At 61.2% G+C, this 12,663-nt stretch carries 14 protein-coding genes and 1 pseudogene; 6 read left to right on the forward strand and 9 right to left on the reverse strand.

What is annotated here, in order from left to right; all coding sequences use genetic code 11:
* Nucleotides 1-2: 2 nt before the first annotated feature.
* From ACWTU7_RS09185 to ACWTU7_RS09195, 3 genes are all read right to left on the reverse strand, one after another.
* The gene (locus ACWTU7_RS09185) at nt 3-1,079 is read right to left on the reverse strand and encodes an ABC transporter permease (RefSeq protein ID WP_065011676.1); all 1,077 of its coding nucleotides are present in this window, start codon (nt 1,077-1,079) and stop codon (nt 3-5) included.
* Between the two features lie 156 nt (nt 1,080-1,235).
* The gene (locus ACWTU7_RS09190; protein WP_029347393.1) at nt 1,236-2,177 is read right to left on the reverse strand and encodes a sugar ABC transporter substrate-binding protein; all 942 of its coding nucleotides are present in this window, start codon (nt 2,175-2,177) and stop codon (nt 1,236-1,238) included.
* 380 nt (nt 2,178-2,557) lie between these two features.
* Complete coding sequence (locus ACWTU7_RS09195) at nt 2,558-3,589, reverse strand: LacI family DNA-binding transcriptional regulator (protein WP_065011547.1); 1,032 nt, start codon at nt 3,587-3,589, stop codon at nt 2,558-2,560.
* A 173-nt stretch (nt 3,590-3,762) separates the two neighbouring features.
* On the opposite strand from ACWTU7_RS09195, the gene ACWTU7_RS09200 reads away from it, so the two are divergent.
* From ACWTU7_RS09200 to ACWTU7_RS09210, 3 genes are all read left to right on the forward strand, one after another.
* Nucleotides 3,763-4,872, forward strand: coding sequence for a fatty acid desaturase family protein (locus ACWTU7_RS09200; RefSeq protein WP_455839706.1), 1,110 nt, complete (start codon nt 3,763-3,765; stop codon nt 4,870-4,872).
* 64 nt (nt 4,873-4,936) lie between these two features.
* Nucleotides 4,937-5,251 (forward strand): MocE family 2Fe-2S type ferredoxin, encoded by a 315-nt coding sequence (locus ACWTU7_RS09205; protein WP_455839705.1) that lies wholly within the window; start codon nt 4,937-4,939, stop codon nt 5,249-5,251.
* A gap of 5 nt (nt 5,252-5,256) precedes the next feature.
* Complete coding sequence (locus ACWTU7_RS09210) at nt 5,257-6,486, forward strand: NAD(P)/FAD-dependent oxidoreductase (RefSeq protein WP_455839704.1); 1,230 nt, start codon at nt 5,257-5,259, stop codon at nt 6,484-6,486.
* Nucleotides 6,487-6,558: 72 nt separating this feature from the next.
* Here the strand turns inward: ACWTU7_RS09210 and ACWTU7_RS09215 are convergent, their stop codons facing one another.
* Together ACWTU7_RS09215 and ACWTU7_RS09220 are read right to left on the reverse strand one after the other, a co-directional pair.
* Entirely contained in the window at nt 6,559-7,278 is a 720-nt protein-coding gene (locus ACWTU7_RS09215) for an SDR family oxidoreductase (RefSeq protein ID WP_455839703.1), read from the reverse strand.
* Nucleotides 7,170-7,730 carry a DUF4437 domain-containing protein gene (locus tag ACWTU7_RS09220; RefSeq protein ID WP_455846511.1) on the reverse strand — a complete coding sequence of 187 codons (561 nt, stop codon included), beginning with the start codon at nt 7,728-7,730 and terminating at the stop codon, nt 7,170-7,172. The genes ACWTU7_RS09215 and ACWTU7_RS09220 overlap by 109 nt, the downstream gene beginning before the upstream one ends.
* Before the next feature lie 92 nt (nt 7,731-7,822).
* Between ACWTU7_RS09220 and ACWTU7_RS09225 the strand changes: the two genes are divergently transcribed.
* The 3 genes and pseudogenes from ACWTU7_RS09225 (at nt 7,823) to ACWTU7_RS09235 (ending at nt 8,783) form a co-directional block, all read left to right on the forward strand.
* A complete protein-coding gene (locus tag ACWTU7_RS09225; protein ID WP_455846512.1) occupies nt 7,823-8,218 on the forward strand; it encodes a cupin domain-containing protein in 396 nt (131 codons plus the stop codon).
* Nucleotides 8,152-8,379 (forward strand): annotated as a pseudogene (locus ACWTU7_RS09230) (cupin domain-containing protein); the annotation flags it as partial. The gene ACWTU7_RS09225 and the pseudogene ACWTU7_RS09230, both read left to right, overlap by 67 nt.
* A gap of 38 nt (nt 8,380-8,417) precedes the next feature.
* Nucleotides 8,418-8,783 (forward strand): helix-turn-helix transcriptional regulator, encoded by a 366-nt coding sequence (locus ACWTU7_RS09235; RefSeq protein WP_455839720.1) that lies wholly within the window; start codon nt 8,418-8,420, stop codon nt 8,781-8,783.
* A 157-nt stretch (nt 8,784-8,940) separates the two neighbouring features.
* Here the strand turns inward: ACWTU7_RS09235 and ACWTU7_RS09240 are convergent, their stop codons facing one another.
* From ACWTU7_RS09240 to ACWTU7_RS09255, 4 genes are all read right to left on the reverse strand, one after another.
* Nucleotides 8,941-9,900: a DUF1402 family protein gene (locus tag ACWTU7_RS09240; RefSeq protein WP_455839702.1), complete on the reverse strand. Its 960-nt coding sequence runs from the start codon at nt 9,898-9,900 to the stop codon at nt 8,941-8,943.
* A 256-nt stretch (nt 9,901-10,156) separates the two neighbouring features.
* A complete protein-coding gene (gene hslU, locus ACWTU7_RS09245; protein WP_455839701.1) occupies nt 10,157-11,470 on the reverse strand; it encodes an ATP-dependent protease ATPase subunit HslU in 1,314 nt (437 codons plus the stop codon).
* A 4-nt stretch (nt 11,471-11,474) separates the two neighbouring features.
* Nucleotides 11,475-12,074, reverse strand: coding sequence for a DUF2585 domain-containing protein (locus ACWTU7_RS09250; RefSeq protein WP_455839700.1), 600 nt, complete (start codon nt 12,072-12,074; stop codon nt 11,475-11,477).
* Nucleotides 12,075-12,112: 38 nt separating this feature from the next.
* Complete coding sequence (locus tag ACWTU7_RS09255) at nt 12,113-12,628, reverse strand: GNAT family N-acetyltransferase (protein WP_455839699.1); 516 nt, start codon at nt 12,626-12,628, stop codon at nt 12,113-12,115.
* Nucleotides 12,629-12,663: the final 35 nt, after the last annotated feature.

Genomic DNA, 12,663 nt, shown 5'->3' on the forward strand with positions numbered 1-12,663 from the left:
GATCAAGCCCTCATTGCCCGCAGGCGCTGGCGCCACTGATCGAGAACGACTGCGCCGATGATGATCACACCCTTGACCATCTCCTGGTAGTAGGCGTCGAGGCGCAGGAAGGTGAAGCCGGAGATGATGACGCCGAAGATCAGCGCACCGATCACCGTTCCGATGATCGAGCCGCGGCCGCCAGAGAGCGAGACGCCGCCGATGACCGCCATGGCGATCGCGTCCAGTTCGTACATCACGCCCATGCCGGCCTGAGCGGTGAGGTTCTTGGAGCTCAGCACCACGGCAGCAAGCGAGGCGAGGATGCCGGCAATGACGAAGACGAGGATCTTGTGGTTCTGGACATTTATGCCGGACATGCGGGCGGCGTCCTCGTTGGAGCCGATGGCATAACAGTGCTTGCCGTACCTGGTGTATGACAGGATCAGCTGGAACAAAATCGCCAGCGATATGAAGATGATGACCGGCATCAGCCCCTTGCCGATGGCGGCGAAACTTTCGGTGGGAAACGAGATCGGCTGCCCCTTGGACCACCATTTGGCGACGCCGCGCGCGGTGACCATCATGCCAAGCGTGGCGATGAACGGCGGAATGCGGGTGTAGGCGACCAGCGTGCCGTTGATCAGGCCCGCCAGCAGCCCGCAGCCGATCGCGACAAGCACCGGCACGATCACCGGCAGGTCGGTCCAGCCCTGCTCGATGAACATCGCCTTGGGGTTAGGGTTGCCGTTGACCGTCGCCACCTGGGCGAAGCTCATGGCGATCATCGCCGTGGCGCCGACGACCGAACCAGAGGAAAGATCGATGCCGCCGGAAATGATCACTTGCGTCACGCCGATGGCGATGATGCCGACGATCGATACCTGCAGGATGATGATCTGCAGGCGCGCCTCGTTGAAGATCGTATCGACATTGGCGCGGGTGTTGAACAGGAAGCTGTCGCCAAGAAAGACGCGGCCTATCAGCTCGAAGGCGCCGACGAGGATGATGAGCGCCAGGAAAACGTTGAATTCGGCAGGCCATGTGCGCTTCTTCGCATCATAGCTGAGTCCGCCGACGCCATGGGTTGTCTGTGCCAAATCTTAATCCTCCATCAGCCGCAGTCGCCCTCCCGCCGGCTGTTTCGGCGATAAGGGAAAGGAGGAGCGGCGCCTTTTTGTTTTTTCGACATCGGATTCTCAAACCGGTCCGATGCTCTGCCGCGCCGCTCCCTATCGAAAAACGGGTCCTCTGCCTCAGTTCTTCTGCAGGAACTTCTCGATGTTTGCCGGCGTGACCAGCTGGAAGGGGATGTAGACCTTCTGTTCAACCGCCTCGCCCTTGGAAAGCTTGAGCGCCGCGTCCAGCGCCCCGGCACCCTGGCCGGCCGCATCCTGGAATACGGTGACGTCGAGATCGCCCGCCTGCATCGCGGCAAGCGCGTCCTGAGTGGCGTCCACGCCGCCGACGACAACCGACTTCATATCGATGTTGGCAGCCTTCATGGCCTGGATCGCACCGATGGCGCTTTCGTCATTGTTGGCGATCACACCGTCGAACGGCTTGCCGGTCGACAGCCAGTTGGTCATCAGGTTCTGCGCTTCCTCGCGTTTCCAGTTCGACGTCTGCTTGTCGATGATCTTGATGAAGCTGCATTCCGGAGTGGCGATCACATCGTCAATGTCCTTGGTGCGCTGCACCGCGGCCTGGTTCGACAGCTCGCCCATGATCACGTAGACATTGGCCTCGGTCTTGCCGGCTTCCTTGAACAGGCGGCAGACTTCCTGGGTCTCGAGAGTGCCTGACTCAACCTCGTTCGAGGCGACGAAGGCCTGGTTGTCCGGCAGCGTGTCGACATTGACCGGTTCGCGGTTGACATAGACCAGCGGAACATTGGCCGCAGCGGCGGCGTCCGACATTGCCTGGGTGGCCGAGGTGTCGACCGGATTGACGATGATCGCGTCGACGCCCGAGGCGACAAAGTTCTTGATCTGGTCGAGCTGCTTGGCGACGTCGTTCTGCGCGTCCTCGACCTGCAGCTCCACGCCGTCCATGCCCTTGGCCTGCTCGATCATGCCGTTGCGCAGCACGGTGAGAAAATTGTCGTCGAACAGCGCCATTGACACGCCGATTTTGGCAGCGAGGGCGGACGAGCTCATCAGCGCCAAGAATGCGGCGCCCAACAGCAGTTTCTTCATTTTATCTCTCCTCCACAGAATTGGTGTCCGGCTGCACCGATCTACCCGGAATCCCCGATCTCCAGGGGAATCTCTCCCGATTGCCATCTCCGTTCCCGATGGCGATTTCCGCGCTGGCTGGAACGCCAAGTCCTCTGCTTGAAACAGATGTTCCGGAACGAAAGAACCAAAATACCTATCTGGTGAAATATTTATTCCATTCCGCCTGCGGGCGTCAAGGAGATTCCGAAATCGGATGGCGGATTTTCGGACAACGCGGCTGAGCGCCGGCAAATCTTCTGCAAGAATCCATCAGGCTGATGGTTCACATCATTGCCGATGCATTGTGGTGCCCGATCTGAACCTGGAGCATTGGCTGAGCCTAGATGTTTTGCCCGAATCTAGATGTTTTCCGGCAGATAGATGTCGAAGGGCAGGAAGGTCTGGCCCGGCGCGTTGGCAGCGCCTGCCTCGATGGCATGCGCCATCAGATCGACAAGCTCGCGGCATAATGCTGCCAGCGGCGTCGAAATCACCATGGTCAGGATGTTGTCGGCGAGCGCCGCGCGCGACTCGGCGTTGATCTCATTGCAAACCACCACCGGCATATTTACGGGCCTCGCTGCCCTGAGCGCGGAAACCGCGCCTTCCATGCCGCCGCCGGCGACGTAGCAGCCGGCAAGATCCGGGTACCGCGCCAGAAGATCGATCATCGCATCATGGGTCACCTGGTTGGCTTCCAGGTTGACCAGCGTCTCCATCACCGTGAATTCCGGCGCATGCTCGCGGAAAAATGATCTGAAGCCGATCTCGCGTAGCTCATGGCCATGGAAGCGATGGCTGCCGACAAAAAGCGCTACCTTGCCAGGCTTCCTCGCCGCCCTGGCGATCATCCAGGCCGCGGTACGACCGACCTTGCGGTTGTCGAGGCCGACATAGCCCTCGCGGATGCCGGCGGCAAAGTCGGATAGCAGGGAGAAGACGGGTTGCCCCCTTGCCTTCAGGGTCTCGACGGCTGCCGTCAGCGTCGGATGGTCCGGACCGACAAGGGCGACCGCCCTGGATTTCGCCGCCAGCTTGCGCATCTGGGCGGCGATCTCGTCGGGGGCCAGCGAACTGGCGAAATCGATGGTTGCGACGCCGCGGAAGCGCTGCGATTGCGACACCGCCAGTTCGAGTTCCCGCGCGAAATCGCTGTAGAAAACATCATTGCCCCTCAGCAGCAGAAAGCCGAGCCGATATTCCGGCAGTTCCTGGCGCATCCGCTGCTTGATCAGCCCGGCGGCGTGGTAGCCGATGCTGGTGGCGGCCTCATAGACGCGGCGCGCGGTTTCCTCGCGCACCGGCAGGCGGTTGTTCAGTACCCGGTCGACGGTGGCGACGCTGACGCCGGAGGTGCGCGCCAGATCGGTGATGGTCGGCCGTTTTGCCATGGCTGTCTCTCCGCTTGCCAAATTGGTTTACATCATTCTGATGGAAAATGATAGAAACCATCTTTGTGATATTGAGCCTATCATGGCTTGGCGTTACTTCTAGGCTACGAGGCCTGCAACCACGGCCTGGTCATTGACCGGGCGGATTGCAGGACGCTGGTGGAGGCACTCTCATGGACGCAATGTTGGACGCAGCACCGTCCCGGCGCGACTACAGCCTGATCGGCCGCGACGCAAAGCTCGCCGTCGAGACCGGGCTGGCGGCGGCCGAATGGTATCATACCGACATCCCGCGCAAGCAGATGAAGGAGCTAATGCAGCGCTCCGACGGCCTGGCGATCCGCGACACCATCATCTGGCTCGCCGTCCTGATCCTTAGCGGCGCAGGCGGCGCCTGGTTCTGGGGCACCTGGTGGTGCGTGCCGTTCTTCTTCGTCTATGGCGTCCTTTACGGCTCTTCCACCGATTCCCGCTGGCACGAATGCGGTCACGGCACCGCGTTCAGGACGCAGTGGATGAACGACGTGATCTATCAGCTCGCCTGCTTTATGATCATGCGCAATCCGGTGACCTGGCGCTGGAGCCATACCCGGCATCACACCGATACGATCATCGTCGGCCGCGATCCAGAAATCGCGGTGATGCGCCCACCGGACCTGTTGCGCGTCGTGCTCAATTTCTTCGGCATTGTCGATGCCTGGCATGCCATGAGCGACATGGTGCGCAATGCGGCCGGCATCATCAGCCCGGCGGAAGAGACCTTCATTCCCGAGCAGGAGCAGCCAAAGGCGATCCGCATTGCCCGCATCTGGACCGCGATCTATGCCGCGACCATCGTGCTGGCAATTTATAGCGGGTCGTTCCTGCCCTTGATGCTGGTCGGTCTGCCCCGGCTTTACGGCGCCTGGCATCATGTCATGACCGGCCTGCTGCAGCATGGCGGCCTCGCCGAAAATGTCGTCGACCATCGCCTCAACAGCCGCACCGTCTACATGAACCCGATCAGCCGCTTCGTCTACTGGAACATGAACTACCATGTCGAGCACCATATGTTCCCGATGGTGCCCTACCACGCGCTGCCCAGGCTGCACGAGATTATCAAGCACGACCTGCCAGCGCCGACGCAGTCGATCCTGGCCGGCTATCGCGAGATGGTGCCTGCCTTCCTGCGCCAGCTGCGCAATGAAGACTATTTCCTCAAGCGCGAACTGCCGCCGACCGCGAAGCCCTATCGCGAGGAATTTCACAACGACAACGATGCTGTCGCGGCAGCAGCGGAATGATATGCGCCCATGCCAGGCAACATGCCGGGCAAGCTAACCAAGCAAAATTCTGCCGGGAGGACTGATGAGCGACTGGGTCGAAGCCTGCGACGCCGGAGACATCGACGAAGAGGACGTGATGCGGTTCGACCATGGCGGCCGCACCTTCGCCATCTATCGCAGCCCCGACGACGAATATTTCGCGACGGACGGTCTTTGCACGCATGAGAAGGTGCACCTGGCCGATGGGCTGGTGATGGACGACATCGTCGAATGCCCGAAGCACAATGGCCGCTTCAGCTACAAGACCGGGGCGGCGAGGGGTGCGCCGGTCTGCGTCAATCTCAGAACTTATCCGGTCAAGCTCGACGCCGGCAAAATCCTCATTCGGATCGGGTGACGGTGATGACGAAGGGGATGGTCATCATCGGTGCCGGCGAATGCGGTGGACGGGCTGCCTTGGCGCTGCGCGATCTCGGCTATGACGGGCCGGTGACGCTGGTCGGCGACGAACCGCATCTGCCCTATGAGCGGCCGCCGCTGTCGAAAGACGCGATGGCCGGCGACGCGCCCGAGATCAAGGCGATCGCCAGCGATGAAATACTGGCCGAGAGGTCGATCCGGCATATCCATTCGGTTCAGGCGATGGCGATCGACTGCGCGGCGCACGTCGTGCACCTGTCGGACGGTTCGGTCCTGCCTTACGACAAACTCTTGCTGGCGACCGGCTCAACCCCGCGTAAGCTGCCGATGCCGGGGCTTGGCGCGCGCTGCGTCTACCTCCGGACCTTCAATGACGCGCTGGCCATTCGCGCGCATCTCAGCGCCGGAAACCGTATCGCCATCGTCGGCGGCGGCTTCATCGGTCTTGAGCTCGCCGCCGCGGCACGCAGGCTGGGGGCCACGGTCACCGTCATCGAGGCGCAGCCGCGGATCCTGATGCGCGGCGTGCCGGCCGAGATCGCCAAAATCATCCACGAGGCGCATGAAGCCGAAGGCGTCAAAATCCTGTGCGGCGACGGCATCGCGGCGATCGCCGACGACGGCGCCGGGGTGCGCATCGCGCTTGCCAGCGGAAAGGACATCGTCGCCGACCTGGCAGTGATCGGCATCGGCGCCGTGCCGGTGACCGGACTTGCCGCGGAAGCGGGGCTGACGATCGACAACGGCATAGCTGTCGATGCCGAGCTTCGCACCAGCGATCCGGACATCTTCGCCGCCGGCGATTGCTGCTCGTTTCCGCTTGCCGTCTATGGCGGCCGGCGCGTGCGGCTGGAAGCCTGGCGGAACGCGCAGGAGCATGGCGCGCTTGCGGCCAGGAACATGCTTGGCGCCGGTGAAAGCCACGCGGCGGTGCCATGGTTCTGGTCGGATCAATACGACCTGACCTTGCAGATATCAGGCCTGTCGGACGAGGGCAGCAAGGTTGTGCGCCGCGACCTCGACGATGGCGCCTTCATCCTGTTCCACCTCGCCGAGGACGGCAGGCTGGTCGCGGCGAGCGGCATCGGCCCAGGCAATTCGGTCGGCCGCGACATAAGGCTGGCCGAGATGCTGATCGCCAAGAGGGCAAAGCCGGCGCCTGAGGCGCTCGGCTCGCAAACGATCAAGCTGAAGTCGCTGCTGGCGGCGTGAGCCGCGGCGGGTTCCCCGAACTATTGGAAGAAATGACGGAACGCGCCCAGACGAAGGCAAGCTCTGTCTTTGTCAGGCAATCAGCAGGCCTCCATCCACAACCAGAATTCCACCTGTCGTATATGGATTGCGCATTGCGAAGATAATCGCATCCGCCAAATCTTCCGGCTGTCCAAAGCGGCGAGCGGGCAGCGAGGTTTCAGCCCACTTGGCACTTTGCTCACGGCGTGCGCTGTTTATAGGCGTATCCACCAGCCCTGCCATGACCACGGTCACGCGAACGGGTGAAAGCTCCCTGGCAAGCGCCTTGCCGAAACCCGGAATGGAAGCACCTTCAGCGGCAAGAAGGGAGAACCCCATAGCGGGAGGGCGGACCGCCGCCGCGCCGCACATCATCACGATCGAGCCAGTTGGCGAAAGGCGATGCGCTGCAGCCTGCACGACTGTGAAGTAACCTCGCATCTTGTCGAAGCTGCGTTCGACATCCTCATCCGTCAGATCGGCGAGCGGCTTTGCCCGCGCCAGTTCGTCGGCGACTGCAGTGAGGACCAGATGGTCAATTGTGTCGTAATCGGCAAGGGCATTGGCGACGCCAACCGCATCGCGCATATCGGCTGCATGAAGCCGCACATGTCCCGGCATGCCTTCTGATGCGCGTTGGAGCTTCTCCATGGAGCGGGACATCATAACGACCTCCGCGCCGCGGGCCGCCACCTCCCAAGCCACGGCATGCCCGATTCCCGAGCTCGCGCCGACGACAACCACCCTCTGTCCTTCCAGGTCACGCTCCATGTTGATGTCCAGCTATCGGCTCTTGAAAAGAGTGAATAAGGTTCGGTGTTGATAAGAAGGATCACGCACTGCTTTTCCGACATACAGGCATCGGCATGCATCTGGTCTGCCTTCTGGGTCCAATATGATCCGGGCTGCAGCTCGATGTTTCGGCCCTCACCCGTTTCCGGCACCCAGTGGCTCCAGGTGCCCTCAATGACAATGCCCTGATAGTCTGCCGTATGTGCATGTATCGGTGCTTGCCATCCCCCCGGGACTTTCAGCAGCGTTCCAGCCGGACCCACATCGCGCTTGCCCCATAAGGGGCCCAGCCGGTGGGGCTGGTCAGGCATTTCCTCATAATACGGCACCTTCTCAACGGGCAGGTATGTATTCTCCAGGGCGTAAGTCTGAGACGGCAGGATAATAACCGCGGCTACCGCCGCCACGAGCTTTGGAAAAGACACTGACATCTCCCTCAATGTTGCCACGTTGCCACGAATCTGCTGGCAGCAGAGAAGAGCCTATTGTGGAATGCCGGACGAACAATGATACTGCGTCCGAGATGTATGCTCGATCATCCAATTCTGCCGATCCTGTCGTCCATCTTCTTGGACAGTTCCTGCGGGATCTCAGGCCAGCGGATGCGAGTTACTGCCGGGCCGAGGTAACGCGGCCTTGGGGCATCGGCCTGCAATTCCAAAAGGGAATTCGCTTCCATTTCGTCGCCGAAGGCAGCTGTTGGGTGCTTATCGAGGGGTCTGAACCAGAGCGGCTGGACCAGGGCGATGTCGTGCTCCTGCCACATGGCACCAAACATGTCATCGCCGACGACCCTGAGAGCGCGGTGACCGATCTCGCCCTCTTGGGGCCTATTCGCTCAACACCGGCGGCGGGGGTGCCCGATCCCTCATTTTCTGCTGCACCGTGGATTTCGAGGAACCGCTGGCCGATCGATTGATTGGTACCATGCCCGCAAAACTTGTGCTTCGCGAGGGACCGAACCGCATCCGATCTCTCGGCATGCTGCTGGAGGTAATGGCGGCGGAGATGGCGGAAGAAAGCGTCGGCTCGGCCACAATAATGGCCCGTCTGGCCGACGCGGCCATCAGCATCATTGTTCGCGATTGGGCCAGGGATAGCGATGATCATCGCCGAGGCTGGCTCGCTGCGCTGCGCGATCGAGGACTTGGCCCCGCCCTGCTCGGCATCATACGAGACCGGGGGAAAACTGGTCTCTGGCCCGATTGGCGAGAACTGCGGCCATGTCGCGGTCGACCTTCGCCAAACGTTTTTCACATGTGCTTGGGGTATCGCCGGCCCGCTATGTGCTCGAATTCCGAATGCGCGAAGCAAAACGCCTGCTCCTTGACCCGAGCCTGACGATCCCAGCCATCGCCGCGCGCCTGGGATATGCTTCCGAAGCCGCTTTCAGCCGTGCCTTCAAGCGGACCACAGGAAACCCTCCTGGGCAACTTAGGCGCTTACGAACGGCTTCCGAAGTGAGGCGCGAACCCCGAGCCTAAGTGCGGATGAAGGGCATTGCATCAAGGGCAATAGGCTCCCTGGCCGAGTGCCTCGTCCGCTTATTGGCGCATTTGCGCTCTTGTATCGGCTCTCACCAACAGCGGCTCCACCCCAGGGCGGCTGTGGTCGTCAGGTACCAAGCGTCGGATTTAACAACTAAAACAGCGCCTTCAGCTCCGGCAATTTGTCGTTGACCAGCCAGCCATAGTAATTTTCCTCGGGCAGCTTCTCCGGTTCGCCCGCGTCGCGGCGCCTGTCGTTCTCGGCCTTCAGCGCATGGGCACGCTGTTCCGGATTGCCGACATTGTAGAGCGTCGATGTGATGCCGGGATTGCCCGATATGTCGAAGCCGGCAATGCTCTGGTAGGCATCGATCGATTTCCGGATCGTCGCTGCGACATAATCCAATGTCAGGTCCGGATCCATGATGGTCTTGTAGACCGCGTTCGGATCGCCGACGTCGAGCTTCGGCAGGCCGGAAACCTGGTGCACGAGATCGCTCATCTGCAACGCCGTCAGCGGATTGAGCTGACCGAGGCCAAAAGTCTGGCCGGCATAATAGGGCTGGAAGAAAGTGGCGCCGAAGCGGTCGTCGGGGAAGCTCTCACCGCCGACAGTCTTGCCGCGAAAGGACTGGTTCCACACCTGCTCGCGGCATTCCCAGAGCGCGTAACTGTCCGATTTGCCGGCGCATTCCTGGAATTGCGGCCGCTGCACGAAATCGGTGATGTCCTCGCCTTCATAGGCGAAGGACAGCTTGCTCGACAGATAGGAGATCGCCTTGACGTAGTAGGTCTGCAGCCGGTCGTAGGCGTCGACATTGTAGGTGTGCTCGCCGACTATGGCACCGACGATATGCATCGGGTCGATGCCATAGGTCGCCGCCGCTTGGCTGATCTTGCCGCGAAGACCGGCGTCGTGCTGCAGCAGCGCATAGACCTTGCGGTATTTTGCCTGGAAGCTGGTGTTGGTGGCTTGGGTGCGCCGGCTCGAGGCGCCCGGTATGTTGGGCTGCTCGGCATGACTGTTGCCCGGCGGCACCATCGTCGCCGCTTCGGCGGCGAACATGGCTGTCGCCAGCGTCAGCCCGAGAATGACGAGGATCAGTTTTTTCATGCGCCGCCGCCTGCAACAGCACATGACCCCCCGGAATCGATTTTCGGGGTCATGCGCAAAACCAACTGTATAGCGCCCCTTGCACGCCCAACCGATGCGCGGCGCTGTAGTTGCCGGGCAAACTAGGTAAAGCTGGAAGTGGAGTCGAGGGCCCCTGCGCCGGGCAAGACAAAAGCTGGCCAGATGCTTCCATTTGGCCACACGTTTCAGAACTTGCCGGCTCCCCCGGCCCATTTCTTGTGGGATGGATTGCCTGCTACAGGATGAAACGCGACAAATCCGTGTTTCTGGACAGGTCGCCGACATGCTTTTGCACATAGGCTGCGTCGATGGTCACCGCCGTGCCGTGCCGGTCCGGCGCGTCATAGGAGATCTCGTCCAGCACCCGCTCCATGACCGTCTGCAGCCGCCTGGCGCCGATGTTCTCGACGCTGGCATTGAGATCGACCGCAATGCCGGCCAGCGAATCGATGGCGTCGTCGGTGAAGACGAGATCGACGCCCTCAGTCTTCATCAGCGCGATGTACTGCTTGATCAGGCTGGCCTCGGTCTCGGTCAGGATGCGGACGAAATCGTCCTTCTCGAGTGCACGCAGCTCGACGCGGATCGGCAGTCGTCCCTGCAGTTCCGGCAGCAGGTCCGACGGCTTGGCGACGTGAAACGCACCCGATGCGATGAACAGGATGTGGTCGGTCTTCACCGGTCCGTATTTGGTCGCCACCGTTGTGCCTTCGACAAGCGGCAGCAGGTCGCGCTGCACGCCTTCGCGGGAAACACCGGCGCCCATGCCGCCTTCCCGCGAGGCGATCTTGTCGATCTCGTCGAGGAAGACGATGCCGTCGTTTTCGGTCGATTCGAGCGCCCTGCGCACCACCTCGTCCTGGTCGAGCAGCTTGTCGGACTCGTCGCCGACCAGCACCGTGTACGATTCCTTCACCGTCGTCTTGCGCGTCTTGGTCTTCTGGCCGCCCATCGCTTTCGACAGCATGTCGTTAATGTTCAACACGCCGATATTTGCGCCCGGCATGCCGGGAATCTCGAAGCCGGGCATGCCGCCAGTGCCGGTGTCGCTTACTTCGATCTCGATCTCCCTGTTGTCGAGCTCGCCGTCGCGCAGCTTCTTGCGGAAATTGTCACGTGTGCCCGGGCTCGCCGTCTTTCCGACGAGCGCTTCCAGCACACGTTCCTCGGCATTGATATGGGCGCGCGCTTTGACATCCTCGCGCATCTTCTCGCGCACCAGGCCGATGGCGATCTCGACCAGGTCGCGGATGATCTGCTCGACGTCGCGGCCGACATAGCCGACTTCGGTGAACTTGGTCGCCTCGACCTTGACGAACGGCGCACCGGCAAGGCGTGCCAGGCGGCGCGAGATCTCGGTCTTGCCGACGCCGGTCGGGCCGATCATCAGGATGTTCTTCGGCATCACCTCTTCACGCATCTGGCCTTCGAGCTGCTGGCGGCGCCAGCGGTTGCGCAGGGCGATGGCCACGGCGCGCTTGGCGTCCTTCTGGCCGATGATGAAGCGATCGAGTTCCGAAACGATTTCACGGGGCGAGAATGTGCTCATATTCCTAAATTCCACTTTGCCACTGCCGGATGGACTCGAACGGATGCAGCAGCATGATCACGTTGAGCGTCAGATTGTCCCGGATGAGGTAGCCGACACCGAATTCGAAGATGACGGCCAGGGTCACGATCACCCATATAGGAAGCCTGCGCGCCATCACAAATCCCAGCACCATCGCCAGCGTGTCCGCCACCGAATTGACGATGCTGTCGCCATAGTAGTCGAGGGAGATTGTGCCGGCGCGATAGCGCTCGATGATGAACGGGCTGTTCTCGAGAAGTTCCCAACCGCCCTCAATGACGACCGCAAATGCCAGCCTGAGCCCGATCGGCGAGCGCGGGAACAGAGCCCACGCCAGCGCATAGAACAGGAAGCCGTGGATGAGGTGCGAGAATGTGTACCAGTCGGAAATATGCTGGGAATTCTCCGAACTCTGCACGATGCCGTGCCACAGCTTGACATACCCGCATGTGCAGATCGGGGTTCGGCCCATGCCGTAAAGGACTCCGGCCTGGAATATGATCAGGCCGAGGACCAGCAGAAGTCCCATCCGCCAGCTGTCTTCATAGGCCGAGACGGGTTTGTCGGCGCCGGTTGTGCTCATGCTGTTACTGCCCCTCTTCGGCTTTATTCGGCGTCGCCTTATTCGATATCGTCCTCTTCGGCGTCGATTGCCATCAGCACGGCGTCGCCATATTCCGATTGCCTTCGATCGATAGCTCTGAAACCGGCCTTTTCATAGGCGCGGATCGCTCGTCCGTTGGATGGATCCGGGTCGATGATGACACGCGGCGCCCCTTCCTCGAACAGCTGTTCCACGAACTGCCGGACAATTGCCGAGCCGTGGCCGCGTCCGATAAGCTCAGGCCTGCCGATCGACAAATCTATGCCGAGCGTACCGAACGGCTGGTCGCTATAGGGATGGCCGTCTTCCAGATGCGGGTCGTAGCTCTGCATGTAGCCGATCGGCTCGCCATCGAGCTCGATGATCAGCGGTTCGACGGAAATGCTGTCGATGTGTTGACGGATCTGGGCGATCTCCGTCTTGGGATCATCCCACCACTCCGCGACATGCGGCTCGGCCAGCCATGCCGCAATCATCGGCAGGTCCGACTCCGTCACCGGCCGAAAATCGTATCTATTTTCTTGTTTGGCCATGATCTTCTCCGAACCGAAGGTCAGCGGAGCAAAAA

It is taken from the genome of Mesorhizobium sp. BHscii (genome assembly GCF_053848065.1).

Excerpts from the sequence above, each read along its gene's own strand:
- ACWTU7_RS09190 (WP_029347393.1), bottom strand. The coding sequence starts at position 2,177 with ATGAAGAAACTGCTGTTGGGCGCCGCATTCTTGGCGCTGATGAGCTCG.
- ACWTU7_RS09195 (WP_065011547.1), bottom strand. The coding sequence starts at position 3,589 with ATGGCAAAACGGCCGACCATCACCGATCTGGCGCGCACCTCCGGCGTC.
- ACWTU7_RS09200 (WP_455839706.1), top strand. The coding sequence starts at position 3,763 with ATGGACGCAATGTTGGACGCAGCACCGTCCCGGCGCGACTACAGCCTG.
- ACWTU7_RS09205 (WP_455839705.1), top strand. The coding sequence starts at position 4,937 with ATGAGCGACTGGGTCGAAGCCTGCGACGCCGGAGACATCGACGAAGAG.
- ACWTU7_RS09210 (WP_455839704.1), top strand. The coding sequence starts at position 5,257 with ATGACGAAGGGGATGGTCATCATCGGTGCCGGCGAATGCGGTGGACGG.
- ACWTU7_RS09215 (WP_455839703.1), bottom strand. The coding sequence starts at position 7,278 with ATGGAGCGTGACCTGGAAGGACAGAGGGTGGTTGTCGTCGGCGCGAGC.
- ACWTU7_RS09220 (WP_455846511.1), bottom strand. The coding sequence starts at position 7,730 with ATGTCAGTGTCTTTTCCAAAGCTCGTGGCGGCGGTAGCCGCGGTTATT.
- ACWTU7_RS09225 (WP_455846512.1), top strand. The coding sequence starts at position 7,823 with ATGTATGCTCGATCATCCAATTCTGCCGATCCTGTCGTCCATCTTCTT.
- ACWTU7_RS09240 (WP_455839702.1), bottom strand. The coding sequence starts at position 9,900 with ATGAAAAAACTGATCCTCGTCATTCTCGGGCTGACGCTGGCGACAGCC.
- hslU (WP_455839701.1), bottom strand. The coding sequence starts at position 11,470 with ATGAGCACATTCTCGCCCCGTGAAATCGTTTCGGAACTCGATCGCTTC.
- ACWTU7_RS09250 (WP_455839700.1), bottom strand. The coding sequence starts at position 12,074 with ATGAGCACAACCGGCGCCGACAAACCCGTCTCGGCCTATGAAGACAGC.
- ACWTU7_RS09255 (WP_455839699.1), bottom strand. The coding sequence starts at position 12,628 with ATGGCCAAACAAGAAAATAGATACGATTTTCGGCCGGTGACGGAGTCG.